This is a genomic window from Verticiella sediminum, assembly GCF_007558815.1.
GTDB lineage: Bacteria > Pseudomonadota > Gammaproteobacteria > Burkholderiales > Burkholderiaceae_B > Verticiella > Verticiella sediminum.
In genome coordinates this window covers 95,819-122,147 of sequence record NZ_VLTJ01000013.1, presented here as the reverse complement: position 1 = coordinate 122,147, position 26,329 = coordinate 95,819, and the positions used below count along the sequence as shown (strand labels likewise).

At 61.8% G+C, this 26,329-nt stretch carries 26 protein-coding genes and 1 pseudogene; 16 read left to right on the top strand and 11 right to left on the bottom strand.

Translation table 11 applies throughout. The features are described 5' to 3' along the window. Window positions 1-331: 331 nt before the first annotated feature. The 3 genes from FOZ76_RS08435 to FOZ76_RS08425 are packed head-to-tail and all read left to right on the top strand — an operon-like array spanning window position 332 to window position 4,126. A complete protein-coding gene (locus FOZ76_RS08435) occupies window positions 332-1,630 on the top strand; it encodes a dsDNA nuclease domain-containing protein (protein ID WP_143947702.1) in 1,299 nt (432 codons plus the stop codon). After that, complete coding sequence (locus FOZ76_RS08430; RefSeq protein WP_143947701.1) at window positions 1,620-2,174, top strand: hypothetical protein; 555 nt, start codon at window positions 1,620-1,622, stop codon at window positions 2,172-2,174. Before FOZ76_RS08435 ends, FOZ76_RS08430 begins: the two co-directional genes overlap by 11 nt. Continuing rightward, window positions 2,171-4,126 carry a hypothetical protein gene (locus tag FOZ76_RS08425; RefSeq protein WP_143947700.1) on the top strand — a complete coding sequence of 652 codons (1,956 nt, stop codon included), beginning with the start codon at window positions 2,171-2,173 and terminating at the stop codon, window positions 4,124-4,126. The genes FOZ76_RS08430 and FOZ76_RS08425 overlap by 4 nt, the downstream gene beginning before the upstream one ends. A gap of 527 nt (window positions 4,127-4,653) precedes the next feature. Here the strand turns inward: FOZ76_RS08425 and FOZ76_RS08420 are convergent. Continuing rightward, complete coding sequence (locus tag FOZ76_RS08420) at window positions 4,654-5,415, bottom strand: SDR family NAD(P)-dependent oxidoreductase (RefSeq protein ID WP_246129360.1); 762 nt, start codon at window positions 5,413-5,415, stop codon at window positions 4,654-4,656. 121 nt (window positions 5,416-5,536) lie between these two features. On the opposite strand from FOZ76_RS08420, the gene FOZ76_RS27465 reads away from it, so the two are divergent. Continuing rightward, window positions 5,537-5,851, top strand: coding sequence for a hypothetical protein (locus tag FOZ76_RS27465; RefSeq protein WP_170235352.1), 315 nt, complete (start codon window positions 5,537-5,539; stop codon window positions 5,849-5,851). Here FOZ76_RS27465 and FOZ76_RS08410 read toward each other — a convergent pair. Further along, window positions 5,832-6,245: a cupin domain-containing protein gene (locus FOZ76_RS08410; protein WP_143947698.1), complete on the bottom strand. Its 414-nt coding sequence runs from the start codon at window positions 6,243-6,245 to the stop codon at window positions 5,832-5,834. The genes FOZ76_RS27465 and FOZ76_RS08410 overlap by 20 nt on opposite strands. Before the next feature lie 94 nt (window positions 6,246-6,339). Beyond that, window positions 6,340-7,305, bottom strand: coding sequence for a Bug family tripartite tricarboxylate transporter substrate binding protein (locus FOZ76_RS08405; protein ID WP_143947697.1), 966 nt, complete (start codon window positions 7,303-7,305; stop codon window positions 6,340-6,342). A gap of 118 nt (window positions 7,306-7,423) precedes the next feature. On the opposite strand from FOZ76_RS08405, the gene FOZ76_RS08400 reads away from it, so the two are divergent. Next, complete coding sequence (locus tag FOZ76_RS08400) at window positions 7,424-8,182, top strand: TetR/AcrR family transcriptional regulator (RefSeq protein WP_143947696.1); 759 nt, start codon at window positions 7,424-7,426, stop codon at window positions 8,180-8,182. A gap of 146 nt (window positions 8,183-8,328) precedes the next feature. Next, window positions 8,329-8,676 (top strand): SDR family NAD(P)-dependent oxidoreductase, encoded by a 348-nt coding sequence (locus tag FOZ76_RS08395; RefSeq protein WP_143947695.1) that lies wholly within the window; start codon window positions 8,329-8,331, stop codon window positions 8,674-8,676. A gap of 41 nt (window positions 8,677-8,717) precedes the next feature. Here FOZ76_RS08395 and FOZ76_RS08390 read toward each other — a convergent pair whose 3' ends face one another. Then, entirely contained in the window at window positions 8,718-9,650 is a 933-nt protein-coding gene (locus FOZ76_RS08390; RefSeq protein ID WP_143947694.1) for a LysR family transcriptional regulator, read from the bottom strand. Between the two features lie 152 nt (window positions 9,651-9,802). Between FOZ76_RS08390 and FOZ76_RS08385 the strand changes: the two genes are divergently transcribed. Continuing rightward, complete coding sequence (locus FOZ76_RS08385) at window positions 9,803-11,008, top strand: MFS transporter (protein ID WP_143947693.1); 1,206 nt, start codon at window positions 9,803-9,805, stop codon at window positions 11,006-11,008. Between the two features lie 108 nt (window positions 11,009-11,116). On the opposite strand, the gene FOZ76_RS08380 is transcribed toward FOZ76_RS08385, so the two are convergent. Then, on the bottom strand, window positions 11,117-11,923 hold the full coding sequence (locus tag FOZ76_RS08380) for a helix-turn-helix transcriptional regulator (RefSeq protein ID WP_143947692.1): 807 nt from the start codon (window positions 11,921-11,923) through the stop codon (window positions 11,117-11,119). Between the two features lie 98 nt (window positions 11,924-12,021). On the opposite strand from FOZ76_RS08380, the gene FOZ76_RS08375 reads away from it, so the two are divergent. Next, on the top strand, window positions 12,022-13,437 hold the full coding sequence (locus FOZ76_RS08375; RefSeq protein ID WP_143947691.1) for an MFS transporter: 1,416 nt from the start codon (window positions 12,022-12,024) through the stop codon (window positions 13,435-13,437). Between the two features lie 110 nt (window positions 13,438-13,547). On the opposite strand, the gene FOZ76_RS08370 is transcribed toward FOZ76_RS08375, so the two are convergent. Further along, window positions 13,548-13,994, bottom strand: a complete 447-nt coding sequence (locus FOZ76_RS08370; protein WP_143947690.1) for a winged helix-turn-helix transcriptional regulator — start codon at window positions 13,992-13,994, stop codon at window positions 13,548-13,550. 111 nt (window positions 13,995-14,105) lie between these two features. Here FOZ76_RS08370 and FOZ76_RS08365 point away from each other — a divergent pair, with 111 nt between their 5' ends. Then, the gene (locus FOZ76_RS08365) at window positions 14,106-15,326 is read left to right on the top strand and encodes an MFS transporter (RefSeq protein WP_143947689.1); all 1,221 of its coding nucleotides are present in this window, start codon (window positions 14,106-14,108) and stop codon (window positions 15,324-15,326) included. An 86-nt stretch (window positions 15,327-15,412) separates the two neighbouring features. On the opposite strand, the gene FOZ76_RS08360 is transcribed toward FOZ76_RS08365, so the two are convergent. Continuing rightward, a complete protein-coding gene (locus FOZ76_RS08360; RefSeq protein WP_143947688.1) occupies window positions 15,413-16,000 on the bottom strand; it encodes a TetR/AcrR family transcriptional regulator in 588 nt (195 codons plus the stop codon). A 79-nt stretch (window positions 16,001-16,079) separates the two neighbouring features. Between FOZ76_RS08360 and FOZ76_RS27460 the strand changes: the two genes are divergently transcribed. Next, window positions 16,080-16,253, top strand: a complete 174-nt coding sequence (locus FOZ76_RS27460; protein ID WP_170235351.1) for a hypothetical protein — start codon at window positions 16,080-16,082, stop codon at window positions 16,251-16,253. 7 nt (window positions 16,254-16,260) lie between these two features. Next, window positions 16,261-17,481: an MFS transporter gene (locus FOZ76_RS08355; RefSeq protein ID WP_211366130.1), complete on the top strand. Its 1,221-nt coding sequence runs from the start codon at window positions 16,261-16,263 to the stop codon at window positions 17,479-17,481. Between the two features lie 592 nt (window positions 17,482-18,073). On the opposite strand, the pseudogene FOZ76_RS28265 reads toward FOZ76_RS08355, so the two are convergent. After that, window positions 18,074-18,558 (bottom strand): annotated as a pseudogene (locus tag FOZ76_RS28265) (LysR substrate-binding domain-containing protein). Between the two features lie 83 nt (window positions 18,559-18,641). Here FOZ76_RS28265 and FOZ76_RS08345 point away from each other — a divergent pair. Continuing rightward, window positions 18,642-19,412, top strand: a complete 771-nt coding sequence (locus tag FOZ76_RS08345; protein ID WP_143947685.1) for an SDR family NAD(P)-dependent oxidoreductase — start codon at window positions 18,642-18,644, stop codon at window positions 19,410-19,412. A 74-nt stretch (window positions 19,413-19,486) separates the two neighbouring features. Here FOZ76_RS08345 and FOZ76_RS08340 read toward each other — a convergent pair whose 3' ends face one another. Continuing rightward, window positions 19,487-20,533, bottom strand: coding sequence for an AraC family transcriptional regulator (locus FOZ76_RS08340; RefSeq protein WP_211366128.1), 1,047 nt, complete (start codon window positions 20,531-20,533; stop codon window positions 19,487-19,489). A 140-nt stretch (window positions 20,534-20,673) separates the two neighbouring features. On the opposite strand from FOZ76_RS08340, the gene FOZ76_RS28155 reads away from it, so the two are divergent. Beyond that, complete coding sequence (locus FOZ76_RS28155; RefSeq protein WP_211366126.1) at window positions 20,674-20,955, top strand: SDR family NAD(P)-dependent oxidoreductase; 282 nt, start codon at window positions 20,674-20,676, stop codon at window positions 20,953-20,955. Then, window positions 20,928-21,353 carry an SDR family NAD(P)-dependent oxidoreductase gene (locus FOZ76_RS28150; RefSeq protein ID WP_211366124.1) on the top strand — a complete coding sequence of 142 codons (426 nt, stop codon included), beginning with the start codon at window positions 20,928-20,930 and terminating at the stop codon, window positions 21,351-21,353. The genes FOZ76_RS28155 and FOZ76_RS28150 overlap by 28 nt, the downstream gene beginning before the upstream one ends. A 37-nt stretch (window positions 21,354-21,390) precedes the next feature. Here the strand turns inward: FOZ76_RS28150 and FOZ76_RS08330 are convergent, their stop codons facing one another. After that, window positions 21,391-21,804: a RidA family protein gene (locus tag FOZ76_RS08330; RefSeq protein ID WP_143947684.1), complete on the bottom strand. Its 414-nt coding sequence runs from the start codon at window positions 21,802-21,804 to the stop codon at window positions 21,391-21,393. A gap of 760 nt (window positions 21,805-22,564) precedes the next feature. On the opposite strand from FOZ76_RS08330, the gene FOZ76_RS08325 reads away from it, so the two are divergent. Next, window positions 22,565-23,149 carry a TetR/AcrR family transcriptional regulator gene (locus FOZ76_RS08325; RefSeq protein ID WP_143947683.1) on the top strand — a complete coding sequence of 195 codons (585 nt, stop codon included), beginning with the start codon at window positions 22,565-22,567 and terminating at the stop codon, window positions 23,147-23,149. Between the two features lie 227 nt (window positions 23,150-23,376). On the opposite strand, the gene FOZ76_RS08320 is transcribed toward FOZ76_RS08325, so the two are convergent. Beyond that, window positions 23,377-24,549, bottom strand: coding sequence for an FAD-dependent monooxygenase (locus FOZ76_RS08320; RefSeq protein WP_143947682.1), 1,173 nt, complete (start codon window positions 24,547-24,549; stop codon window positions 23,377-23,379). A 745-nt stretch (window positions 24,550-25,294) separates the two neighbouring features. On the opposite strand from FOZ76_RS08320, the gene FOZ76_RS08315 reads away from it, so the two are divergent. Further along, a complete protein-coding gene (locus tag FOZ76_RS08315; protein WP_170235349.1) occupies window positions 25,295-26,314 on the top strand; it encodes an ABC transporter substrate-binding protein in 1,020 nt (339 codons plus the stop codon). The last annotated feature ends 15 nt before the right edge of the window (window positions 26,315-26,329 follow it).

The window sequence follows — 26,329 nt, the reverse complement described above, 5'->3', positions numbered from 1 at the left end:
ACGGCCCCACGAACCCTCATAAAAGGTTTCTGCTGTGGCTACTCTTCACCTGTAGCATCGCCGTTACCTTAGCCGCTGACGCCTAACTAAAAGAATGACCCATCGAAATACATAGTAGAGCTTCACTCGATCCTGAATTCCAATACCCAATCAGTCCATTGCGACACACTCCCGAGCCCCAAGGCCTCTCTTTAGCCAACTAGATGGCTTGCGCAGCACTTATATTGCATAATGTTGCAGAGTGCTCGTATCTGTTCGACCTATGGTGCAGCATTCATGTCTTGATGTCGTAAGTTTTATGACCTTTCGAGGTCATTGAGAGGAGAGGCTATTGCGACAACAAAACAATCAATCCATACCACTTGGATTGCCGGATCAAATGCAAGGGCTTGCTACTGCTCCCATCGACCGTGGGGATGAAACCCAGGAACGGTTTCGGTATCAATGGGCCATAGGAGTTTGGCTACTCGCGCAAAGCTTGACTGGTGAGCGTACATTTCGCGCACTGTGGTGTGAGCACCACGACGACTACTTACTGGAATTGCCAACGGGGCGCTACATCGCAGTCCAAGTCAAAACAGATAGCCGTGAAAACATACGCTGGCGATGGTGTGACAATGCTCTGGTTGACTCCATTACCCGTTTCTGCGCATTCGAACGCCAGCATGGAACTATTATCGACAGCTATGAGTTTTTCTCCAATGCCCCTCCTTATGTACCTGCAGTAACAACAAGGAAAGAGAGCACGCTCGCAGCTAGCCCCAAACGCCTCACTGAATGCTGTGCCCGTGCATCGACATACTCCTCAATTGAGCAGCCCTATTTAAACGCTTTCACCAATCTGGTAGATAAGACTTGCGGTGACGCTTCAACTCTCTTCGCAGTACTGCGCAAACTCAGATTTGCTCAAGGCCCCGTGCTTCGGGGATATGAGGACGCGCTGACCGCCTCCGTTATCCCGAAATTGCCAGGTTGTGTGTCACTAACAACGATTTCGTGTTGTCATCTGAGGGACGAATTGATTGGACTTGTCCAGGGTGCTTGCAGATTGCGAATTGATGGAATTGATGGGGCTGTTGCATATCTGGCAACGAATGGCCGCCCGGAGGCTGCGCTTCGCGGAAAGTGCATAACTCCTGAGTCAGCAGCCGAGTTGATAGCGCGAGCTCAACAACCACATTTCCGATTCGTTGATAGCGGAGCTGGTATAAGAATTGGCACTACGGCTGGTCGAGCCGAAGTGCTGAATCGGAAGATGCGTAATGCATACCTCGGTAGCCAATACGAATCATTGCGCATGCGTATGGACTCAGCAGACCAGCGATTAATGGAGCGAGCATTGGTTGAACCATATGACTTTGAAGCCATTGCTACCCAATTAGTCAGCACAGTGCTAGTCGAGTGCAAAGACATCGAAGCAATGAACTTTGATCATTTAGACGAAAAGACGCGCGGCCTAGCGATTTACAAGCAAATTTTGCTGCGGATGGACAGCCTAGCCAAGGAAGAGCCAGAACAAGTATGCCGTGAACCAAAAGACACATTGATGGGCATCGCCGGTATGCTTTCGGGCGAATGCAAATTCGCATGGGGTACTCCGCTAGAAGAGGACGAAAAAGATGGCACTTGAACTTGCTAGAGCTCTCGCTGCCACCGAACGCGACGATAACCTACATATGGCGAGATTGCTGCTGCTGATGGCTGCTCACGCAGGAGACAAAAACCGTCCTGTAGAAGGACTAACCAAACTCGCTAAGCTAGATTTTCTGTTGCGCTATCCCAATTGCCTTGAGCGGGCTCTAACGGCTGCCGGAAAGAAGCCGGAAAAGGCGGGTGTGCTCGAGTTTGAGCGAACTACCATTGAGAGCAAGATGGTTCGTTTCAGGTACGGCCCCTGGGATCACCGATATCGACGATGGGTAGCGTTGATGGCAGCTCAGAACCTCATAGCCGTAGATGTCAAAGGTAAAACCGTCCAGCTATGGCCTACGCCTGAAGGCTACGCTCTAGCCCAAACACTTTCTGATCAAGAGTCGCTTGAGGGCTTAGCCATTCGAGCGAAGCTCGTGGCAAAGAATTTTGGAAATCGTAGTGGGACAGATCTTAAAAATTTCGTCTATGACACATTCCCTGAACTTACCAGCATGAAGTGGGGCGAGGAGATTTCAATATGAGAATGGTGTTCAAGAAACTACATCTCTCGCTACGAAAGTCCGTCGAGCGAATCGATTTACCGGGCGTAATTTACTTCTTCGGTCCTATCGGTTCTGGAAAGTCAAGCATTGGGAGACTTATTGACTTTTGCCTTGGTGGCAACTCCGCATGGACTCCCGCTTTACAGTCGGAAATGGTATCGGCTGCTTTGGAAATGTCCGTCAATGAAGTCCCAGTAACGCTGCATCGTGATCGGGATTCAAATCAAGTAATGGTAGCTTGGCAAGAGGGGGGCGAGACTCTCCAGGTGCTGATTCCGGCAAAAAAAGGGACTAATGAAGTCTTGCCGAATTCAGGGGTCGTAATATTGTCGGATTTACTTTTCCATCTTGCAAGTGAGGATCCACCATACGTACGTCGACGCAAGGGAACACCTGATGAACGACTCGAGCGCTTAAGTTTTCGAGATCTGTTTCGTTTTTGCTATCTCGATCAAGAAGGAATGGACAATGTATTTTTTAGATTGGACTCTGATAACTATCCCGTCCGGGCGAAAAGTGTAGATGCGCTACGATACGTCCTCGGTTATAGAACGGAGCAAGTCGCTGAACTGGAGTCTCGCTTGCAGGAAGCACGCGAACAACGACTTGGATTGCTGTCGGGCGCTCAAGCTCTCGCGAAGGCGTTGATGGACGCAGGGCTCGACGACATCAATGCGTATGATGCGAAGATTGAATTGACTAAAGCCGAAATAGAACAGGCGCGGGCTACCGCTCAAGCCGCGAGGCAACAGCGTGCACCTGCGCCACACGCGGCAGAGGAACTTCGTGGCCGAGCGCGACTGCTCGCGCAAGAACAAATTGCGCTTGACCAAGCACGTGCAGACATTGAATCTCGTATTGGAGAACTTGAGCGTTACAGCAACGAACTACAGATGCTATCTGTGCGCTTCCAGCGAACGGCTTCAGCACGCATGGTTCTGGGTGGAGTTAATTTTTCATCGTGCCCTCGATGCACACAAGCACTTCCAAACCGCAGCGTTGGGCTCTGTATAGTATGCGGACAACCCGAGTACATCACTGAAGCTGATGGGGCTCTCGAGGAATCTGTGGTTAATGAAGATCTTCGAGCTCGTCAAGCAGAGTTGAAGGAGACCTTAGTTCGTACGCGCGCCCAAAGTCGGGCTCTTCAGCAGCGCGCCATTGAGATCGCTGCAGAGCGGAGTGCGGTAGATCATTCGCTCGAGGTTAGACTAAAAGAATACGACTCAGCATTTCTTTCTCAGGCTCTGCAGCACGAGCGTACTGTTGCCACTTTGGAACAACGACTTGATGCGATGCTTCGATATCGAAAGCTGCCTGACGTACTTCAAGAGCAGCAGGCGCAAGCGGACGCCCTAAAGATTGACGAAGCAGAACTTCGGACAAAACTCGAAGCTGCCAAGAAGGCAGCCTTCAATGACCGAAGAAATGTTGAACTGTTGGGTGAACTCTTTCTTGACTGCTTGGTGCGCGCAAGGTTTCCTGATGTCAGAATCGACTATCGCGTGGAGATTGACCCCGTGACCTTCTATCCCAAAATTCCCCTGGGAGTTGAGGAGGCTCTTGTCGTGCTATCTTTCGATAACGCAGGAAGTGGGGGGATGAAGGCGTTGTTTAAAACTTGCTATGCACTGGCTTTGCATCGGGTCTGCGCACGGGCCAAAGACTCTCGGTTACCTCCTGTGCTAATCATTGATACGCCAACCAAGAATGTAAGCTCTGTGGAGAATCCTGAGGTAATCAATGCGTTCTTTCGACTGATCTATGAGCTTGCCGCAGGGGAACTGGTTGAAACACAATTCATCATCATCGACAACGAGTTTAATGCTGTACCGAAGGACATCGAACTTCCGATAAGCAGTCGTCATCTGGTCAAGGGCGACCCAAATAATCCACCACTGATTCCGTATCTTGCAGGAGATTTTTCATAGCAATGAATTGACCAAAGACTACCTGCTGTTGTTTCCTCCAAGCTGAAGTCGGGTCGCAGGTGTTCGTTCAGTGAACTCACCAACAAACAGGGCTCTTGCCAAGCTCCACCTGCTAGTACACAATGTAGTTCGTTCAACAACGAGGTGTACCGAAAACACCTGTTGAATCAAGGCGGTAGCGGCGGAATGAATAACCCGTTTCCCGCTCCAAGTTTTGAAAAGGCCCAGACTCCGGTTTGGGCCTTTTTGCGTTCAGGCAGGTATCGCCGAGTCGTAGCTTTTCCCTAGGCATGATGTTCTCTGATATACGACCACAATCTCGAGACGCTCCATACGGGGAAACACGCCATGGGCGTGGTTGGGCGAGCGTTCGACGCGTGCGAGCCGCTCGCCCTTGGGCCATTCCCCCAATAGGCGGTGCATGCAAACCTGCAGCGACGCCGGTGCCGCCCAGGACAACAGCGTCGACGCAGCCCCTGAAGAAGCGAAACCAGAATTTCTTCAGACAGGGAATATCGTGGGTATCGTCAGATGAGTTGCGTGTCGGTGGCGCGTGCAAGCTCTTCCAGCAACAGGTCCTGGAACCGGGTGTCGTTTACGGCCGGGTGCGGGGGCTGGCGCTGCTGGTGGTGCCAGTACCCGCCGCTGGCCAGCGCCTCGGGGGCCCCGCTGGTGGCGAGCCACTCCTGGGTCAAGTGTCCCAGCCGCAGGTCATCTGGTGCGCTTGGGCCGCCCATCCTGGTAGGTACCCAGCCTGGATCGACGGCGTTGCTGAGTACGTCGGGCCACAGCCGCGCAACGGCCATGGCCAGCGTGGTGACGAACAGCTTGCTATCCGAATAGCTGCCGGTGGGCGTGCGGCCTGACCAGTCCATGCCGTCGAGGTTTGCGCGCCCGCCCCTGTGCATGCTGCTACTCAAGTAGATGAGGCGGCGGGGGCGCGCGATCAGGGCCGTGAGGAGGTAGGGAGCGACGACGTTGACCACCAGCAGCGGCGCGCCGGACATCACCCCGGCGTTGTGGACCACGGCATCCATCGGGCCAATCGCATTGATCTGATGGGCGAGATCGCGGATCTGCGCGAGGTCCGACAGGTCGCCGATCGTGGCTGTGGCACCCTGGTCCAGGAGTTCCTTCACGGCCGGTAGCCGAGCCTCGGAGCGCACATGCACGACGACGTCGTGGCCTTCGCTGAGCAGCGTCTTCGCAGCGGCATGACCCAGCCCGTCGGCCGAACCGGTGATGAACACGCGGGCCTTGCAGTCTATGCGTCGTTGCGCATCGGACATGGGTAACTCCTTTCGGGGGTTTGACGGTGTTTGGGCCCAGGATGCGGTGGCCAACGGGAGTGATCCCGCGGCCAGTGCTGAACCCAGCCCGACGCCGGCGGTGAGAAGCTTGCGACGATCCATGGACATGCCCTCCGATCAGGCCGCCAGGCCCTTCTTCGCGGCCCCGGCGCTCGAGGCGCTCGACGCACCCCATCAGGATACAGCGGGCGACAACCCTTTGCCGAATGCCATGTATCGTCGTGTCCTCGGGCTGATCGATTGCGAAGGCGACGACGCTAGCAATCCGCTGCGGGGAAATTCCATGCTTGTTATGACCCGGCTTCTGCGTCAGGGATGCCGGCAGCACGGCCGCCACGCCATGCAGAACTCCCTTGACGGTGGCATCCACCATCCGGCGCCAGTCGTCGGGCTTTTCAGGCGCCTGGCTCGATGAAGAACTTCTCGCCACCGAAGAAGCGGTTCGGCTTCGTGAAGAACGACAGGAACACCGCGCCGCCGGGAGAGCGTGCCACGTGGGTGTTGCCGCCGGGTCGCCACACGAAGCTGCCGGGGCCGCAGCTACCTTCGGCATCCTCCAGGCAGCCTTCGAGCATGTAGGTCTGCTCTATCGCGGTATGTTCGTGCAGCGGCACCACGGACCCCGGTTCCATCTTGAACAGGATCGTGGACATGCCGGATGTGGGGTCGGAGTAAAGAACCTTCATCTCGATGCCCGGAAAGTCCGTCGTCTGCCACGGCATCGCGCTCGCGTCGATGTAGTGCGAACGCAGGTGCGGCGGCAAAGGCGAAGACGGTGCGGATACGGTGTCGGAAGCGCTGGATGTCATGAGTCAACCCTCCTGAATCGCATCGTGCGACTCGATGGAAAACGGGCGGTCGCGTCGCGGGCTCGGCAACTGCTGCCTGCGCTTGGCCACATGCTTACTGGATTCGGATGTTGCGCTTGCGCACGATGTCGCCCAGTGCCTTCTGGCTGCGCAGGAAGGACTCGCGGAACTGCTCGGGGGTACCGGGGTCGGGCAGAAAGCCACGCTCCAGCAGCTCCTTGTTGATGGCAGGTTCGTTCAATGTGTCCCGGACAGCCCGCGCCAGTGCCTGCACCGTCTGCGGCGGCATGCCCTTCGGCGCCACAACCCCTTGCCAGCTATACAGGTCGAAGCCCGGATAGCCGCTCTCCTGCACCGTGGGCACGTCGGGTAAGGTCTGGAGTCGGTCCTTCGCCGAGACCAGCAAGGGCTTCAGCTTGCCTGCCCGGATGTGGGGCAACGCTGTCGCAGGATCGGAGAAGTAGAGGTCGATCTGGCCGCCGAGCAGCGCCTGGATAGCGGGAGCGGCGCCGGGGTAAGGCACGTGCATGGGTGTGACGCCCACGCGGTCGGCGAACGCTTCCATCGTCAAATGATTCATGCCGCCCTGGCCCCAACTTCCGTAGGTCACACGGTCGCCGTGCTCCTTCATGTAGGCCACCAGCGCGGCGGGGTTGTCGGCGGGAAAGTCCGGCTTGGCCAGCAGCACGAGCGGCGTGCGTACCAGGGGCGCGACGAACTCCAGGTCGCTCTGCGCCGAATACTTCAAGTCAGGGTAGAGAGAGGCATTGACGGCCACCTGCTCGGCTGTGTTCATGACCGTGTAGCCATCCTTGGGCGAGGACAGCAGCGCCTGCGTGCCGATGATGGTGTTGCCGCCCGGTCGGTTGTCAACGACGATGGGCTGCTTGAGCGTCTGCGACAGGCGTTGCGTCACCACGCGAGCCACGTTGTCCGCGCCGCCGCCCGCGGGATAGGGAACGATCCACCGGATTTGCTGCGAGGGATAGTCCTGGGCAATGGCGACACCTCCGCAGCACAGGGAGGTTGCCAAGGCAATGGCGAGGCGGGCGAGGCTCATGGGGTTGTCTCCTTGCTAAAACGAATGCTTGAATTGTCGTTGGCCCAGACCAACCATCGCTAGTAGGTATTTCAACTAAAATCAAACGACGTTTAAACACTCGTTTTATTTTCCTACCATGGTTCGTCACTACCCGGGCGGGCCTCGTTCAAGCGAGGTCACGAGGCAGTCGATCCTGGATGTCGCGGAGCGCTTGTGCGCAGAGGGTGGCGTCGAGGCGCTGTCCGTGCGCACCGTCTGCAAACAGGCGGGCGCCAACGTCGCAGCCATCAACTACCACTTCGGCAACAAGCAGAAGTTGCTGGAGGAGATGTTCCAGCGGCGTGTGACCCCGCTCAACGAGGAGCGGCTCCGGCTGCTGGATACCGCCATCGCCGGGCCGAGAGAGTTGCTGCTGGAGGGCATGATACGAAGCTTTGTCGGGCCGGTGATTCGGGGGATTGCTTCGAGCGCGCCAGCCGAAGATGGGCTCGGCGGAAATTCATCGCGGGTCGTGACCCAGTTCCTCGCCCGTGTCTATTCGATGCCGGGGGAAGAGGAGTTCCTGAAGGCCCATTACGAGCCGGTGCGCAGTCGGTTCGTGCTGGCGCTCCAACTGTGTCTGCCGGGACTTCCGTTGGATGACCTGCTCTGGCGCTACAACATGATGGTCGGTGCGCTGATCTACGCGATGAACGGGCCGCAGCGCATGACCAGGCGGCCGCTGGTGTTCAGCAACTCCCAAACCAACCACAACGAGCTCACACCGGAGGCCTGCATCCGCCAGATGACCGCGTTCCTGGTCGCGGGGTTTCAGGCGCCAAGACATGACGAAGCGCCGACCGCGGTCGCTCGCCAGATTCCCAGACCAGCGCGAGAGCGAGACGCTACAGCGTGAACGAAGGGGACCATCCGGTCGCACCAGCTATTCGCTACGGGCGACACCATCCTTGTGCAGCCCTTCGAGCAGTCTCAAGTCCAGCGTCACCGGGGCCATTCCGGCCTGGGTCTGGAGACGACACAAGCACTGACGAATGCAGGCGCGTGTCGTTGGCGCTGCGCACGATGTATGCGTTGTTTGCCGTCCATCTTGATCGGCTTGGTGAGCAAGAGGGCATCCAGGCTGTCTTTCTTCATCGCGGCAAGATTCTCACGCCACTCCAGCGTCATCTGCGGCAACACGAAATGACTGCAGCCGGCGGGCTCGACGTCAACGGCAAGCCTGCCGATCCGACTTTCAAGACGACACAGCAAGGTGCAGCGAATCAGATTTGGACCGCAACATCTTCTCAGTTGGAAGGCATGGAAGGCTCGTATTGTGAGGGCTGTAAGATCGCCTCACTGGACGAAAGCGAACCACCGTCCTATCGGTGTCCGGCCTTATGCCGCTGACCCTGAGCAAGCCGAACACCTTTGGGCGATATCTGTTCAACTTACCGGGATTGACGCCTTCTCAATGTCTTCCCCTGCGCTACGACTTCTTCCGCAAAAAGCGCCTCGACCATGAAATCGATGAACACGCGCAGCCTCGGCGCCAGGTGCTTGCTCGACGGCCACAGCAGCCGGAAGGTGCCCTGGTGCTCGATGTGCGCGTCCAGCACCGGAACCAGCTCTCCCCGCCCGATGGCCTGCCGCACCATGAAGTCCGGCAGGCACGCGATGCCCAGGCCCGCCACGGCCACGTCCATCAAGGCCGCGGACGTGTTGCACACCATGGCGGCCGGCAGCGTCCACTGCGGCGCACCTTCGGCGGGCTTCAACGGCCACGGCTCGAACTTTCCCGTGGTGGGAAACCTGTGCTGCAGACAGGCATGGTGCGCCAGATCGGCGGGAACCTCGGGCGTCCCGCAACGCGCCAGGTAGTCGGGCGAGGCAAGCAGTTGCAGCCGGTAGCGGCCGAGCGGGCGCGACATGAGGCGTGAATCGGTGGGCTCGCCGGTACGCATTACCACATCGAACCCTTCCTCGATCACGTCCACCAGGCGATCCGAGAAATCCACGTCCAGCTCGATGGCCGGATAGCGGCGCATGAAGGCGGTCAGCGCGGGCATGACCAGCATGCCGACCAGAGGCAGGCTGATGCGCAGCCGGCCCCGTGGCGCCTGCCGGGTTTCGGACAGCTCCAGTTCGGCCGCTTCGACTTCGCAGAGGATGCGCCGACAGCGTTCGAGGAACAGCGCACCCTCGGCGGTCAGCGTGATGCTGCGCGTGCTGCGGTGAAACAGGCGCACGCCCAGGCGCTCTTCCAGCCGGGACACGCTCTTGCCCACGGCCGACGAGGACACGCCGAGGTTGCGACCGGCCTCGGAGAAGCTGCGGGTCTCCGCCGCCTGCACGAAGAACGCGATGCCGTTGAGCGATTCCATCTTGCACCCATTAAGGAATATTTGTCCGATATGTTCCGAACACCAGCATTATTGTCTTATATCCGGCATCACCTCAACATGGCTGCCTACATTCAATTCGTGCCGGTTCCGTGCCATGTGCGCACGCCATCGGCACCCGAAAAGGCAAAGCAATGGCAAGTTCAACAACAATGACTCTCGGCGGCGGCACGGACCGGCGGGCCGCACGCCTTCCCATCGCATCGCTGCTGGCCCTGGCGCTGGCGGGCTTCGTCACGATCCTGACCGAAGCCCTGCCGGCGGGCCTGCTGCCGCAGATCAGCGCCGGCCTGGGAATTTCCGAGGCGCTGGCAGGGCAGCTCGTCACCCTCTATGCCATCGGCTCGCTGGTGGCGGCGATTCCGCTCACCGCCGCGACGCAGGGCGCGCGCCGCCGTCCGCTGCTGCTGGCCGCCCTGGCGGGCTTCGTCGTCGCCAATACCGTCACGACGTTTTCCGGCAGCTATGTCCTGACGATGGTGGCGCGTTTCCTGGCGGGCGTGTCGGCCGGTTTGCTTTGGGCGCTGCTGGCGGGCTATGCCGCGCGCATGGTGCCCGACCACCAGAAAGGCCGGGCCATCGCCATTGCGATGGTGGGCACGCCATTGGCGCTGTCGCTCGGTGTGCCGGCCGGCACCTTTCTCGGCAACTTCGTGGGCTGGCGGATGTGCTTCGGCGTCATGAGCCTGCTGGCGCTGGCGCTCATGGGGTGGGTGCGCGTCAAGGTGCCGGACTTTGCCGGCCACGCGGCGGGCAAGCGGCTGTCACTCAGCCATGCATTCACCGTGGCCGGTGTACGCCCGGTGCTGTTCGTGGTGCTGGCCTTCGTGCTGGCGCACAACATCCTCTATACCTACATCGCGCCGTTCCTCGCGGCGGCGGGCATGGCCGAACGAACGGACTTGGTGTTGCTGGTGTTGGGCGTCACGTCCCTGCTGGGCATCTGGATCGTCGGCGTGCTGATCGACCGCCATCTGCGCGCGCTGACGCTCGCCAGCACCGCCCTGTTCGGCCTGTCCGCGCTGACGCTCGGCGTGGCGGGCGATGCGCCTGCCGCGGTGTATGCAGCGGTGGCTGCCTGGGGCCTGGCCTTTGGCGGTGCGGCGACGCTGTTCCAGACCGCCATCGCCAAGACGGCCGGGAACGCGGCCGACATTGCGCAGTCGATGCTGGTCACGGCCTGGAACATGGCGATCGCCGGCGGCGGCATCATCGGCGGCGTGCTGCTGGATGGCCTCGGCGTCGCTGCGTTCTCGCCTGCGCTGCTGGCACTGCTGATCGCCACGCTGGTCGTGGCGTGGGCTGCACGGCATCACGGCTTTCCGGCGGCGCGCAGGTAAGACGCGATGGCGCTTCGGTATCTGTGCTGCTTCCTGACTGCCTCCGAAGAATGCCACTTCGCCCGCAAGGCCGGGCGGCTGCCCATCGAGCAGCCGCCCCGGCCCCGATCAACGCTTCTGCGCCGTTTGATCCTGCGGTCTGGCATACACCACCAGCCGCAGATGCCGATCCTCGTCGATGGTCAGCGAGGTGTGCTCGAACGGCTCGACCTTGCCGTCGATCATCAGCTTGCGCACGCCATGGCAGGGTGCGTGAACGTCGTGCTTGCGCCACCACGTCTTGAACTCGGGCGAAACCCGTTCCAGCTCGTCCACCAGCTCATGGATGTCGGCGTCCTGCGTGGCGCGCGCGAAGTCCCTGCGAAAGCTCGACAGCATCAGCGGTGCCTGTTCATGCCAGGCATCCAGGCGCTCGCGCAGCAGGGGTTCGGTGAACAACAGCCAGAGCAGATTGCGCCGCTCGGGCGCGTGCGAACCGAAGGCAAAAATCTGATCGGCGGGCGCATTGAAGGCCAGCACATCCCAGCGCAGGTTGAGCACATAGGCCGAGTGCGGCGCCAAGTCGTGCATCAGGCGATGCACCAACGGTGGCACCACGCACCAGGTCTTGCCCGGTTCGGCGGGTGGCCGTTCATGGGCCAGCAGGAACATGTGCCGCCGCTCGGCGGCATCCAGTTTCAGCACCCGTGCCAGGTTGTCCAGAAAGGTGGCCGACACGCCGATGTCGCGTCCCTGTTCCAGCCATGTGTACCAGGTCAGGCCGACACCTGCGAGCGCGGCAACTTCCTCGCGCCTGAGTCCGGGCGTGCGGCGGCGCCCGCTGCTGGGCAGGCCCAGATCGGCGGGCGACAGGCGCTCGCGGTGCGTCCGCAGGAAGGCAGCCAGATCGGGACGCGTTCGCTCCAGAGTTCGCATCGCTTATCTCATTGCTTTCAGTAATAGCATAAACAGTTAAATTGTAATTGTTTAACGAGGGCTCGAGAATGATCGCGTTACTTCTCCGGATACACCAGATGAGCGCGAATTCCCTCCCGTCGGGCCTGTCCGCCCGCACCGCCGACCGCGCCCCCTGGCTCGGCCTGGCCGTGCTGCTGCTGGCGGGCTTCGTCACGATCTTCGACCTGTTCGTGGTCAATGTGGCCATTCCCAGCATGCAAGTCGGGCTGGGCGCGAGCTTCGCGCAGATCGGCTTCATCGTGGCCGGCTACGAGCTGGCGTTTGGCGTGCTGCTGATTACCGGCGGGCGGCTGGGCGACCTGTTCGGACGGCGCCGCCTGTTCGTCTTCGGCATGGCCGGATTCACACTGGCCTCGACGCTGTGCGGACTGGCGCCCAGCGCCGGCTTTCTGATCGGCGCGCGGGTACTGCAGGGGCTGGCGGCTGCCTTGCTGTTCCCGCAGGTCTATGCGTCCATCCGTGTCAACTTCGACGGCCACGACGGCCGCCGCGCGTTTGGCCTGCTGGGGATGACGCTGGGCCTGGCCGCCATCGCCGGCCAGGTGCTGGGCGGCTGGCTGGTGCATGCCGACCTGTTCGGGCTGGGCTGGCGCAGCATCTTTCTCATCAACGTGCCCATAGGCCTGTTCGCCATCGCGGCTGCGCGGTGCATTCCGGAATCCCGCACCGCGCAGCGCCCGGCCCTGGACGGGACGGGCGTGGCGCTGGTCAGCGCCGGGCTGGCGCTCTTGCTGGTGCCGCTGATCGAAGGGCCAGGGCAAGGCTGGCCGGCCTGGAGCCTATGGTCGCTGGGCGTGGCGGTGGTGCTGCTTGCACTGTTCCACCGGCAGCAGGAGCAGCGGCGGGCTGGCGGCGGATTGCCGCTGGTGGACATGCGATTGCTGGCGCAGCGCCGTTTTGCGCTGGGCGCGCTGCTCGTGCTGCTGGTCTATTCCACGTCCAGTTCCTTCTTCCTGTGCTTCGCCTTGCTGGTACAGACAGGGCTGGGGCTCGATCCCTTCGAGGCAGGCAGCCTCTTCGCGCCATGCAGCGTGGGATTCGTCCTGGCATCACTGGCCGCGCCGCGGCTGGTGGCGCGATCGGGAACGCGCGCCATCGTCGCGGGTGCGCTGGTCTACGCCGTCTCGATCGCGCTGCTGATTGCGCAGGTACGGATGGCAGGCGGGGAACTGGTGCCCACGCGGCTGATTCCCGTGCTGATCGTCGTCGGCGCCGGCCAAGGCTTCATCATGACGCCGCTCTTGAATCTGGTGCTGGGCTTTGTCGACGAGGCCCAGGCCGGCATGGCGTCGGGCGTGATCTCGACCGTCCAGCAAGTCGGCGCGGCGCTGGCCGTAGGTGATGGCACGCCAGCGCAAGCGGGCCGATACGCCTCGGCGTTTGTCGCGGGAATGCTCTACAACCTGGGCGCGGCCCTGCTGGTCTGCCTGCTGTTGCTGATGCTGGCGAGAACGCAGCGGCCGGCAGGCTGACCAGCGGCGACGCGCGATGGGGTTCCGGCACCTGCCCTGCTTCCTGGCCGTGGCCGAAGAACGCCACTTCACCCATGCAATCGCTGCCGCCCCTAGTCCGTCGAATTCTCCTACGACACTTTCCGCACTTCGGTAGCTGCCGGCAGCAGCACGGCGCCATCCTTGGCTTGCGGCGCCATGCGGGGAATCGGCTTGCCGGTGCGCTTGTCGACCAACACAGAATGGCGCTCGCCGCGCTCGAACAGGTGTCGTTCTCCCCATTGCCGCAGCGCCACGACGATGGGAAACAGATTCTCCCCCTTGGCCGTCAGCACGTACTCCTGATAGGCGCTGCCGTCCGAGGCCGCCTGCGTCTCCAGGATGCCGGCCTGGACCAGCTTGTGCAGGCGGTCGGACAGGATGTTGCGGGCCACGCCCAGGCTGCGCTGGAAGTCGCCGAAGCGGCGCGTGCCGTCGAAGGCATCGCGCACGATGAGCAGCGACCAGCGATCCCCGATGAGACCGACGCAGCGCGCAACGGGACAAGGTTCGTCATTCATGGGTTTGCGAGGGGGCATGGGAGCTCCTGGCGAATTGGCAGGGACATCGATTTCAGTTGCATTTTAAAACCACCTGGCCTAGCATCCAATCAGTTTTGTTTTGAAACCAGATTGAACGGATATCGGGTCATGAAGGCTTCTTCGATTTCGATGGCATTGCCACGCAGTCTGGTGTGGCTGTTCGCCACGGCCAGTGGGCTGAGCGTCGCGAATGTCTATTTCGCGCAGCCCCTGCTGGACGCGCTGGCGCGCGACTTCGGCATCAGCCATGCAGCCATCGGCGGCGTGGTCACGGCCACGCAGATAGGCTGTGCGCTGGCCCTGCTGCTGCTGGTGCCGCTGGGCGATCGGATGGATCGCCGCCACCTGATGGCGGTGCAACTGCTGGCGCTGGTGGCCGCCCTGGTGGCAGTCGGCATGGCGCAGTCCGCGCCTGCCCTGATGACGGGCATGCTGGCCGTGGGCCTGCTTGGCACGGCGATGACGCAAGGGCTGATCGCCTACGCGGCCAGCGCCGCCCCGCCGCAGAGCCAAGGGCAGGTCGTGGGCGCGGCGCAGGGCGGCGTGTTCATCGGGCTGCTGCTGGCGCGGGTGTTCGCCGGCGGCGTCAGCGACTTGGCGGGCTGGCGCGGCGTTTACTTGTGCGCCGCGGTGCTGATGCTGGCGATCGCGCTGCCGCTATGGCGGCGGCTGCCGCCCTTGGCCGCAACACCGAACACGATGCGCTATCCGCGCCTGATCGCGTCCATGTTGACGCTGCTGCGGCAGGAACGGGTACTGCAAGTACGCGGCCTGCTGGCGCTTTTGATGTTCGCGGCGTTCAACGTCTTCTGGAGCGCGCTGGTGCTGCCGTTGAGCGCGCCGCCCTACGGCTTCTCGCACACTACCATCGGTGCCTTCGGGCTCGTCGGCGTGGTCGGTGCGCTGGCCGCCGCCCGTGCCGGACAATGGGCCGACCGTGGCCATGCCCAGCGCGCCAGCGCGGCGGCGCTCGTGGTGTTGCTGCTGGCCTGGTGGCCGCTGTCACTGATGCAAAGGTCGCTCTGGGCTTTGGTGATCGGCATCGTTCTGCTCGACCTGGGCGGTCAGGCGCTGCACGTCACCAACCAGAGCCTGATCTTCCGCACCCGGCCCGAAGCGCACAGCCGACTGGTAGGTCTCTACATGCTGTTCTACGCGATCGGCAGCGGCCTTGGGGCGATCAGCACCACCCTCACCTATGCCCGTGCCGGCTGGCAGGGAGTATGCCTGCTGGGCGCGGCGATCAGCTTGATGGCGCTGTTGTTATGGTGGACGACACGGGGACAGGCGCCGGCTCCCGCGTCCCATCGCATCCATGACAGTGCATGAGGCCTGCCCGAGGCGTTGCGCCGCCCGCATTGCTTCTGGCCGTAGGCCCGGGGAGAAGAACCGGACGTGGTGCGGTTCACATGTCATCACGGCGCAGACGCCAAGCGGCGGGCAGCCTCCACCACCGAGGCTCGCCGCCTGGCATGTTCCTTCGGCCCGTCCTGTCCGGTCAACATGCGCGCGACCTGGGGCACGGCCGACCACCAGCCGGCCAGCGCGAGCACCAGAAAGGCCAGATGATCGGCTTCCAAAGCGCGGGTGACGGCGCCTTGCTGCTGGCCGTCGGCGACGGCCTTGATCTTGTAACCGTAATACTCGCGCCGCTGCTCCTCGTCCGGCACCTCGCCGTCGAAGGTCAAGCCTTCCCAGCGCATCAGCCGGCTCAGTTCGGGATGCTCGCAGTGGTAGTCGTAAGCACGGCCGGCATATTCCCCAATGTCTTCGGTGGCAAAGGACGCAACGGGCACCGCCAGGGCCACCTTCGCCAACTCGCCGCGCAGCACGGCAGAAAAAAGTTCGCGCTTGTCGCCGAAGTAGTTGTAGACACGCTCCTTGTTCACGCCGGCCGCCTTGGCGATGCGATCGATCGTGGCGCCGTCCGGGCCGAGCCGGGCGAACTCCGCCACCGCCGCGTCCAGAATCTTGCGCTTCGTGCCTTCGGTGTCCCAGGCCATTCGTCCTTGCTCTCTCGATTGTGCTTCTGTTCAAAATCATACTAGAATCAACTCCAACGTTGTAGTTGGATATTGACTTGTGAAACACCTCTTGATCGTCTTTGAGCATGGGCCGGGCATCTCGGATACGGCGGCGCCCCGCTTCGGCCAGGAAGGGCATCCCATGGCCATCGTGAACCGGGGCTTTGCCAAGGCGCACTCGGTCATCTTCGGAGAAACCGCGCCGACATCGCGAGGGGCGCATCATGGCTGAGCGCGCATTGAACACCGCCGTGGCAGGAGATGCAGGCGACAGAGCGGCCCCCCTCCCCCAGACGCATGCCGCCGCCGGCGGCGTCGTCGCGCTGCTGGTCACGACCGCGCTATTCGTCCTCACCCAGCTCTATCTGGCGATTCCGCTGCTGGCGCATGTCGGCCGGGATTTCGGTTCCGCCACACCGGGGGCCGTCACGTTCGCACTGGCCACGGGATTCAGCCTGGCCTATGCCAGCGGATTCCTGATCTGGGGGCCGATCTCGGATCAGTACGGCCGCCGGCCGGTGATGCTGGTCGGGCTGGTCGCGCTGTCGATCGCCACATTCGCATGCGCTTTTGCCCCGTCGCTGTCCTGGCTGGCCGGGCTGCGCGCCGTGCAGGGGCTGGCGGCATCCAGCTTCGCACCGGTGGCCCTGGCCTATCTGGCCGAAGCCGCGCCGCCACGGCTTCGCGCGACCGCCATCGGCGCTATGTCCACGTCGTTTCTCGTGGCGGGCATCTTCGGCCAGGCCATCGCAGCCTGGGTGGCGCTGCGATGGGATTGGCCCTGGGTGTTCGTGGCGACGGGCGGGTGCCTGGTGGCGATGATTCCCGGGATCGCGGCAATGGTCCAGGAGCCGGCGCGTGCCGCCGTCGATGGCCATTTGGGCCATCGCTTTGCCGCGCTGTGCCGGCTCGCGGTGCGGCCGGCCGTCCTGCTGCTGTCGTGCGCGCACATCACGCTGCTGCTGTCGTTCGTCGCCATGTATACGGCGCTCGGGCCGCATCTGGACTCGCTGGGCCTCGACCCCGGCAAGGTCATCCTGCTGCGCCTGGCGGGAATGCCCGCCATGTTCGTGGCGCTGTTGGCCGGGCCGCTGGCCGCCCGCATCGGCATGCAGGGAGTGGCCGGCGCCGGATACGTCCTGGCGGCTGTCGGGCTGGCGCTGGAGGCGGTGCTGTCGCAATCGCTGGCCGGGATCGCCGTCGGCAGCCTGATCTTCGTCACCGGCGTTGCGCTCGCCGTCCCTGCGATGATCACACAGTACGGCGCGCTGGCCGCGCCCCATCGTGCCGGTGGCATGGCCCTCAATGGCTTCGTCCTGTTCGCCGGCGCCAGCATCGGGCCACTCATCGCGGCACGGATGCCTGGCTTTGTCACGCTGCTGGCCGGCTTGGCCGCGGCGCTGCTGCTGGCCGCCGCGTGCGCTGCGGGCAGCGCATCACTCGGGAGAAGAAAGCCATGAAACCTGTCCCGTCTTTGCGGACGTCGATTCCTGCTGTCTGGCGATGGCCGTACCGTTTGGCGCTGGACGTCCAGCGGGTGGGCCTGCTCATGGCAGGACAACCCCACGGATCGCGCCGACGCTTTATCGCGCGCGGATAACGCGCCGCATAAGCAGCCCTGGCATTGCCGAACTCGAACGTCTCGTAGATGATCGGCCTGATGCCGTGCGCTTCGATGAACTCGACGACTTGCTCCTGCTGCTCGCGGCTGCCGACCGGAATGCCGCGAAGGCTGGCGCCCTTGGCCAGGTACAAGCCCGGGTCGATGGCATCGCCGAGGGGCCTTCAGGCGCTCGCCCTTGTCGTGGCGGCTGGTCGTGACGAAGACCTCCACCCCGAGCGCCTTGGCCGACGGACCATTGGGTCACGCCATCGCCGAGATTGTCCAAAGCGAGATGCTTTGGATGCCAATCTAGTCATTCCCGCCGCATTGGATTAGGTGGGGCAAATCGGATGACCTTGTGAGCCAGGCTCAGTCATGGTCGAGCCTGGAGGCAAGCACGAACAGGCTGCCGATCGAGACGATCAGGCAATGATCGGGAAGGATCGGGCTCACGCGCCGACGTGTTTCCAGGCGATGCTGGAACTCTCCGGCAGGAGTTCCACCCGCCTTCCGCCGGCGAGGTGCTCTGCAACCTGTTCGCGCAGCAGATAGCCCACGCCACTTCCTTGCAGCGCTGCATCCACCAGGAGGTCCATGTCGTTGGTGATGAAGGCGGGCTTTATCGCAAGGTCGGACGTGCGTGATCCGCGCTGGAACTGCCATCGCAGCAAGGCGCCGGACGTGCTCATTTGGTAGGCGAGGCAGGCTTGTTGCACCAGATCCTGCGGACGTGCTCCTGGGCCAGTTGCTCTCCATTGCGGATGCCTGCGTCGTAGCCGGCCGACACGATATCGACCGGCCCCTCGTGGGTCGTGATGTTCAGGGTGACGCCGGGATAGGACCGCCGTCGCGCTTGCAGCTTCGGAACGGCATACAGAGCAGCCGCGCTGTGATGGGTATTGATGCGAACGAGTCCGCACGAGGTCCCGTTCATTTGTTCAGCCGCTGCGGCTCAATCGTCAGCGGCGAAGCCCAAGTTCCAACGGGCCAAAGCCCTTTTTCTTCAGGAGATGCGATATGCAACAAGACTACGCAGGCAGGACGATCCTCGTGACCGGAGGAAATTCGGGCATGGGCAAGGCCACCGCCTTGCTCTTCGCGCGCCGAGGCGCGCAGGTCGCAATCGCCGCGCGGCGGGCTTCCGAACTCGATGAGGTCGTCGCCGAGATTTCGGGATTCGGCGGCACCGCCATCGGCATCCCGACGGATATCACCGCCCCGGAACAGGTGGCGGCGATGGTCGAACAGGTGATTGCCCGTTTCGGCAAGCTCGATGCTGCGTTCAACAATGCCGGCGTCATGGGCGGCTGGGGGCCGATCGAGGATCTGACCCCGGAAGACTTCGACAGGACGATCAACGTCAACCTGCGCGGAACCTGGCTCTGCGCTCGGGCGCAGATCATCCAGATGAAGCGGCAGGGGCACGGCGGCGCCATCGTCAACACGTCGTCGTGGCTGGCCCACGGCGCCCTCAAGGGCTCCGGCCTCTATTCGGCGACCAAGGCGGGGCTGGACGGCCTGGTGCGGGCGCTGGCGCTGGAATGCGCCGACGTCGGCATCCGCATCAACAATGTCAATCCCGGCGTGATCGATACCCCGATGATGCGGACAAACACGACTGAAGAGACGCTCAAGCCGTTCATCGCGCACACGCCGATGCATCGGGTCGGCTCTTCGGAAGAGATTGCCGAGGCGGTCGTCTGGTTGTGCTCGCCCGGCGCCAGTTTCGTGACCGGCCAGACACTGCTCGTCGATGGTGGCCACGCGATTCCAGGCAATCGCAGCTAGGCCGCCGGACGCGGACCAGCCGAACCGGCATCCCCGCCGGATGCGCGTCCTGCAGAAAGCGCCCTCCCCATGGATCAGATCGATCTGCAAGTTGCCCCGAGTGTGCGCAATGGCGTCACGTCGCGGATGGGAGGTGCGCCGAACATGCGTCGGTACTCGCGGTTGAATTGCGAGGCGCTTTCGTAGCCGACGCGCACCGCGGCGGTCACCGCATCCACGTTCTCGCCAAGAAGAATGCGGCGTGCCTCATGCAGCCGCAGATGCTTCTGATACTGCAAGGGGCTCATCGCGGTCATGGCCCTGAAATGATGATGCAGTGTGGACACGCCCATGCCGGCCAGTTCCGCCAGCGCCTCGAGCCTGAGCGGCTGCGTGTAGTTCTCGCGAAGCCAGGCGATCGCCTTGGCTGTCCTCTGGCTTTGCGTGCCGAGCAGGACGGCTTCGCGGAAACGCGCGCCGACCGGGCTCGTGAGAATGCGATAGATGACTTCCCGCTGGATCAATGCGCCCAGGTGTGCAAGATCCTTGGGCTTGTCGAGCAGATCGACCAATCTCCTGATGGCGTCGAAAAGCTCGAGGGTGGCAGGACCTGTTGCCATGGCTGTGCCGCCCACCGGCATGTGCGCTTCGTGCGTGTCCACCTCGGCGATCACTTGCCGGGCGGCTTGCAGGTCCAGCCTCATGAGCAGCGAGAGATACGGCGCTGCGGCGCTGGCCTCCAGCACCTCGGTCACCGTCGGGAGGTTGACGGCGGTCAGCAGGAAGCGGGACTCGTCGTAGACGTAGGTAGTCCCCCCGAGCCGAACGCGCTTCCTGCCTCGAATGATCATCGAGATGCTGGGGTCGTACAGATAGGACGCCGGCGGCGTGGGGGCCGTGAGCTTCGCAAAACTCAGGCCAGGCAAGGCTGTCGCACGTTCGCCATCGTTCCCGACGAATGCTGCAACCCGCTGCGCCAGGCTGGCACGGATGGGCTCGGTCTCTTTGCGGCGCCGGTGATCGGTCTGGTCCGGTTCATGAATCATCGTGCCCTCCTGCGGCGTCGGTTCAGGCTGCCTGCAGTATGCCCGATCCTGGCCAACAGCTTGGCAATCCAATACGAAATCGAGAGGATCGAGCAATGATCCGGCAGGATTGGAGTCACAGGATCGGGGGGAGACAGCCCTACAGTCTTCGATGAATCCCGTAGGTGTGGTGCCTGCACTGTTTCAGCCGCGCCGCCCCGGATCGTCAATGTCAAATTCAGGAGTTCATGGTGAGCATGTTCGAGAAACTTGACGGAACCGTTGCCCTGGTCGCCCGTCGCGCGGATCGACTGGAGAAGCTGGCCCAGCAGATTCGGGCGGCCGGCGGAACCGCGCTGCCCATCGAAGCCGACATCTCCTCGGCGCAGGAGGCCGCAAGGGTCGTCGCCAGCACGGTCGCCGCGTTCGGGCGCCTCGACACCCTCGTCAATGCCGCAGGAGTCATGCCCAATGGCCCCCCATCGAATCCCCGCTGGCGGATTGGGATCAGATGGTGGACGTCAATCTGCGCGGCCTGATGTACGTGACGAAGGCGGCCCTTTCCCATCTGGTCGACGCTGTCGCCACCAGCCCGCGCAAGGTGGTGGACGTGGTCAACATCTCATCGGTCGGCGGGCGCTACGCGGCCGCCCAAGTGGCCATCTACAACGCAACCAGGTTCGCGGTCACCGCCGCGACCGACGCCTGGCGGCAGGAGTTCACGCGGCAGTCGGTGCGGTTCTCCGTGGTCCAGCCTGGCGCCACCTCGACGGAGCTTTGGCACAAGGAAGGTCAGTGGGCAGGCTTTACCGCGATGTTCGGCGAGGTCGAACGGCTTCATGCCGAGGACATCGCTGAAACCGTGCCCTTCATCGTTACCAACCGGCGTCGCGTCGCCATCAACGAGATCGTCGTGCGTCCGACCGACCAGCCTTGACCCGTGAATGCTGCGTTCATTCCGGGCCAAGGGGAGATCAAGCCTTGACGGCGACCGCTTCGACTTCGATCAAGAAGTCTTCCTTCACCATGCGGTCGACGACCAGCAAGGTGTTGGGTGGGAACACACCGTCGGCCCACAGCGTCGGGAACAGTTCAGCGCGCAGCTTCATGAAAGTATCGATGTCCTGCGAGTGCACCAGATAGGTATTGAACTTGGCCACCTCGGAAAAGCTCAGGCCCATGCCCTTCAGCACATCCCCCAGGTTGTCGAACACTTGCTTGAACTGCACCTTGAAATCGTTCTTGCCCGCGACGGAGCCATCCGCGGCCACGGCCAACTGGCCGGCGATGTAGAACAACGTGCCCTTCTCGACCATGGTTGCGTGGGAGTACAGGCCCTGTGCGGGAGCAGCGCCTTCCGGATTGACATAGGTAATGTGCTTGGCCATAGCTTGGTCTCTAGTGGGTTAAGGAAGTTGAGGGAACCAATCCCGACATCGTCGAAGGCACTGCTTGAGTCACCCCAGCATCCTTCAGGCATGAGAAACCCTTTGTAATTGGCGCCTGCAGCACGAACACGCCCGCGGGGCGACACGCGGCGCAAGCCAGGGGAACATGCGGCGCCACAGCCTTGTGCGCGGCAGAGGTTCTTCCCTCGCTTCGCCTCTAATGTTCATATTTTATACAAAAATAGTAGAAATGGGCAATAACTTAGAAAAACGGTAAAAACCACTAAATACATTTAAAATCATACATTTTTATGCTAAAATTAAAGAAAATTCCCGCCACATGTTCCTGATGACACGACAACACTGTACGACATGCATAAAATCTAGAATTTACACATTGTATGCAAACCGGGAGAGAGCATCGTTTCGCCGCTGACGGCAATGCCGGACGCTGCACCCAGGCGGGCGCCAAACCCAGACGCCGCAGCGCCGTCTACGCTCGGATCGTGCGGGCATGCTGATGCGTGGCAAGGGCCGGAAGGTGTCGGCAGACGTTCGCCCGGTGACGGGCCAACCCTCTCCCACCCCGGAAACGCCTGCACCAGGAGTGGGCAACAAGCGGCGAAGGAGGGAAAGATCCGGGCTGCTAGCCCGAGCCATGGCGCGATGGCCCACCTGGAAAGCGTGGCATTAAAATAAGCGGCTCGCAGCGTTCCGCATTCCGACGACGAGTAGCACGGTGTCCGAACGAAAACCCCGAGTGAGCACCGGCAACAAGCGTGATGCCGTGGCCCACGCCGCCGTTCTCAAGGCGGCTTCCGACCTATTGAACGAACGCGGCCCCCATGGCTTGTCTATGGAAGCAGTGGCCCGCCTTTCCGGCGTGAGCAAGCCGACGATCTATCGCTGGTGGCCCGACAAGACGGCGCTTCTGCTGGAGCTGTTCAACAAGGAAATCCTGCCCGTGCCGGAAATCCCCGAGCACGCCGATCTGGCCACCGAACTCAAGCTGCGCATGCACGCCTTGTTCCAGGCTTGGCGCGAAACCCCTGCAGGGCGGGTGTTTCGCGGCCTGGTGATCGAGATGCAAAGCACGCCGGAGATGATCGAGGAATTTCGCAAGGAGGCGCTGGCGCCGCGCCGGCGGCAATCGGTGCGCGCATTCCAGCGTGCCATCGATCGCGGCGACCTCGCGGCAGGGGTCAATGTGGAAGGCCTACTCGACCTCTTGTATGGCTGGGCATGGTATCGCCTGCTCACCGGACAACTCACTCCGGATGCCGAGTTCGAGGTCGCACTCGATTGCATCGCGCGCGGCGCCGCGTCGTTGAAGGCATGCGCTTGAGCGCCAAGCCGGCGGGGCGCTGTAATGTCCACACTTTTCGGTGGACACCATGTCGAAGACGGAATCAGCGCCGATGCGGCAACGCCGGTCTTTAACTGAAGGCACGGATCACGGCTGAGTGCGGCCAGCTCGATGCATCGATTGCCGACGCAGAAGAAAAACCACCTGATCGACGAGTTGCTGCCGCATCGATGCAAGCCCGCCGGCTGATCGTCGTCGAGACCGGATCACCGGGCGCCGACGCACACATAGTTGTGTAACCACGAAAAGTGCTCGGACAGGTTTGCCAGCACGGCACTGCGCTTCGTGCGCTGCGCACCCTCCGGCAAGTGCAGGCAGGCATTCAGATCTCGCGAGGATTTCTGGATGCGTTCGCCGCGGGGCTTGCGCTCGCTCTCATACACGGCCAGTTTGTCTTCCATGGTCGCCAGCGATGCATCATTCAACACATGCGCCAGCGTGATGGCATCTTCGAAAGAAGAAATGGCGCCTTGTCCGTGGTGCGGCAACATGCCGTGCGCCGCATCGCCGATCAGTACCGCACGCCCCCGCCTCCAGGTCGCCATCTTGCTGACCTCGTGCAAACCCCAGCGCTCCGACAGGTTGACGTGCTCCAGGAGTTGACCCACCGCCGGATGCCAGCCCTTGAACTGAGCCAGCACCTCGGCCGGATCGCAAGGCACGCGCCAGGCCTCATGTTCCCAGCGTCGCGGACCGTCCAGGAACACCACGATGGTGGTGTACTTGAAATCATTCCCGACCGGGAAATTCAGCACGTGCTTGCCATCACCCATCCAGTCGGTAAACGAATGCGGCTCAGGCAGCAGATCGAGCTCGGAAGTCTTGGCCAGACCACGGAAGGCGCTGTTGCCGGTGAACAGCGCTTGCGCCGTCGGATCGATCGCGCGCCGAACGACCGACTTGATGCCATCGGCTCCGATCACCAGGTCCGCCGTATCGACCGTGCCGTCGGCCCACTGCAATTTGGCCTCGTCGCCCGAGTCGTCGAGCTGGATCAGTTGCTTGCCCAGGCGAATACTGTCACGTCCGAGGACTGCCAGCAGCGAGGCCTGTAAATCGGTGCGCAACGCACCGTAATAGGGATAGCCGTACGCCTGGCGGTACCAGTTGTCCCGCGCCAGCGGCTGCAAGGCCGCGACGCTACCGTCTTCGTTCCGGAAATAGGCCGCGTCGGTCTCGCAGGATCGCTGGGCCATGAGGGCCGCGATCCCCATTTCTTCGAACAGGCGCGTACCGTTGGCCCAGAGTGAAATCCCCGCCCCCAGCTCAGCGAGTTCCGCTGCCTGCTCGTACAAGGTGACTTCGTGTTGACTGTTTCTCATTGCAGAGGCAAACGCCAATCCGCCCATGCCCGCTCCGACTACCGCAATTCGTGCCATTGATGTGCTCCCATTTGATGAATGCGAACCGCGCTTTCTTCACAACCAGAAAAACGACGCTGCGATGAATCCGTTGCCGACCATGCCGAGCCCTGGTCAAGATGTCTTGCCCCTTCCGACGGAGACATCGATGGAGCGATCGGACAACTACCATTACTTTACGTACCGTAACGTCAAAGCAACGATTACATGCGGTCGTCGTGGCCGAGCGCCAGCCGGATTCAGGCCCCGACGCAAGCCGTCCCGGCTGTCATGTCCTGTCCGGTCTCACATCAGCAAAAATAATTTTGCATACTATATAAAATTCGACCAGCATGCAATGGGTCGAATGGTTTTTATTGCATTGGCCATTCAACGAACACACCGAGAACGAACTGTTGGTTCTGCTTCTCTTGCGACGCAGAGATTTCAGGCAAGAAACGAGCCAAGTTGTATGAGGCACGCCAAACCCGGAACGTCGCTCGATGCCTTCAACTACCATATCTTCTTCAATTTCCCCAGCAAACTGCGGACCATCGCGCACATTTTCACCCTATTTATCAGGTGAGCAAGCAACCCACGCTAGGCGTGAATCGGGTTCTTTTCTACAGGCCACCCCAAAAAGGCGCGACAAAGATCCGGCCCGCACCAGGCGGGTGCGCGCTGCATCATTTTGCGCATCCTGCTGATGACAACTAATAATGTTGCATCATGTTCCTTTGTTTTATACATTATACAAACGCCTTGCTCACTACTAAGGACCGTCATGAAAGACTCCATCTCCCGCCGCAACGTGCTCAAGGCGGCTTCCGCCCTCACCCTGACCGCGCTGGCAACCGGCAACTGGCAACGCGCCTTCGCTGCCGATCGCGATACGCTGAAAGTCGTCTTCCCCACCACGGAAACCACCTACCAGCTTCCTTATCTGGTGGCAAAGGACACGGGCTGGTTCGACGAGCATGGCCTTGACGTCGAAGAGCTGTTCGTGAACGGGGATGCGGTGGCAATGCGCTCGGTTCTTTCCAAGGCGGCCGACGTGACCCTGGTGGGACCGCCGACGGTGTTTCAGGCATACGCCAATGGCGCCAAGCTCAAATACATCGGATCGACCCAGCCGCGCGTGGACTACCAGATCCTGGGCTCACCTGGCATCGGCAGCGTGCAGGATCTGTCCAACAGATCCTTCGCATCGGCCGCGCCATCCGATATGACGACCGAGGTTCCGCGCCTGGTCATCCAGAAACATGGCGGCGACGGCAACAAGGTTCGCTTCCTCCAGGTCGGCGGCCACTCGGCGCGCCTTCAGGCACTGGAAGCGGGCAAGGTCGACGGCACCATGGTCAACACCCTGACCAGCGTCATCGGCCAGCGCGGCGGCAAGGTCAAGGTGCTCTCCAAGGTGGCCGAGGAGTTTCCCGACATGGGCTATGTGCTCTATACCGGCTTGTCCGACGTGCTGGACGACCCGGCGCGCGCACGGGCCCTGACCACCTTCATGCAGGGCAACATCTACGGCGCGCGACTGGTTCAGAACGATCCCGACACCGCAGCACGCATTCTCGCCAAGCGCGTGCCCGACCTGTCTGCGGACATTCTGTCGCAAGTCATCAAGGAGCTCAATTCCAACAATGTCTGGGGCCTCGATGGAGGCCTGGATGAATCCATGATCAGCTTCACCGCCGACATTCTGCTGAAGTGGCAGATGATCCCGGCGGCCGTGACGCCCGACGCCATTGTCGATCGGCGCTTCGTGGATGAGGCGCTTGCCGCTCTGAAGCCTGCATGACTGCGCAGGCGCTCG

Coding starts and splice junctions, on each gene's coding strand:
- FOZ76_RS08430 (WP_143947701.1), top strand. CDS start 1,620: ATGGCACTTGAACTTGCTAGAGCTCTCGCTGCCACCGAACGCGACGAT.
- FOZ76_RS08425 (WP_143947700.1), top strand. CDS start 2,171: ATGAGAATGGTGTTCAAGAAACTACATCTCTCGCTACGAAAGTCCGTC.
- FOZ76_RS08420 (WP_246129360.1), bottom strand. CDS start 5,415: ATGTCCGATGCGCAACGACGCATAGACTGCAAGGCCCGCGTGTTCATC.
- FOZ76_RS27465 (WP_170235352.1), top strand. CDS start 5,537: ATGGACATGCCCTCCGATCAGGCCGCCAGGCCCTTCTTCGCGGCCCCG.
- FOZ76_RS08410 (WP_143947698.1), bottom strand. CDS start 6,245: ATGACATCCAGCGCTTCCGACACCGTATCCGCACCGTCTTCGCCTTTG.
- FOZ76_RS08405 (WP_143947697.1), bottom strand. CDS start 7,305: ATGAGCCTCGCCCGCCTCGCCATTGCCTTGGCAACCTCCCTGTGCTGC.
- FOZ76_RS08400 (WP_143947696.1), top strand. CDS start 7,424: ATGGTTCGTCACTACCCGGGCGGGCCTCGTTCAAGCGAGGTCACGAGG.
- FOZ76_RS08390 (WP_143947694.1), bottom strand. CDS start 9,650: ATGGAATCGCTCAACGGCATCGCGTTCTTCGTGCAGGCGGCGGAGACC.
- FOZ76_RS08385 (WP_143947693.1), top strand. CDS start 9,803: ATGGCAAGTTCAACAACAATGACTCTCGGCGGCGGCACGGACCGGCGG.
- FOZ76_RS08380 (WP_143947692.1), bottom strand. CDS start 11,923: ATGCGAACTCTGGAGCGAACGCGTCCCGATCTGGCTGCCTTCCTGCGG.
- FOZ76_RS08375 (WP_143947691.1), top strand. CDS start 12,022: ATGAGCGCGAATTCCCTCCCGTCGGGCCTGTCCGCCCGCACCGCCGAC.
- FOZ76_RS08370 (WP_143947690.1), bottom strand. CDS start 13,994: ATGCCCCCTCGCAAACCCATGAATGACGAACCTTGTCCCGTTGCGCGC.
- FOZ76_RS08365 (WP_143947689.1), top strand. CDS start 14,106: ATGAAGGCTTCTTCGATTTCGATGGCATTGCCACGCAGTCTGGTGTGG.
- FOZ76_RS08360 (WP_143947688.1), bottom strand. CDS start 16,000: ATGGCCTGGGACACCGAAGGCACGAAGCGCAAGATTCTGGACGCGGCG.
- FOZ76_RS08345 (WP_143947685.1), top strand. CDS start 18,642: ATGCAACAAGACTACGCAGGCAGGACGATCCTCGTGACCGGAGGAAAT.
- FOZ76_RS28155 (WP_211366126.1), top strand. CDS start 20,674: ATGTTCGAGAAACTTGACGGAACCGTTGCCCTGGTCGCCCGTCGCGCG.
- FOZ76_RS28150 (WP_211366124.1), top strand. CDS start 20,928: ATGGTGGACGTCAATCTGCGCGGCCTGATGTACGTGACGAAGGCGGCC.
- FOZ76_RS08330 (WP_143947684.1), bottom strand. CDS start 21,804: ATGGCCAAGCACATTACCTATGTCAATCCGGAAGGCGCTGCTCCCGCA.
- FOZ76_RS08320 (WP_143947682.1), bottom strand. CDS start 24,549: ATGGCACGAATTGCGGTAGTCGGAGCGGGCATGGGCGGATTGGCGTTT.
- FOZ76_RS08315 (WP_170235349.1), top strand. CDS start 25,295: ATGAAAGACTCCATCTCCCGCCGCAACGTGCTCAAGGCGGCTTCCGCC.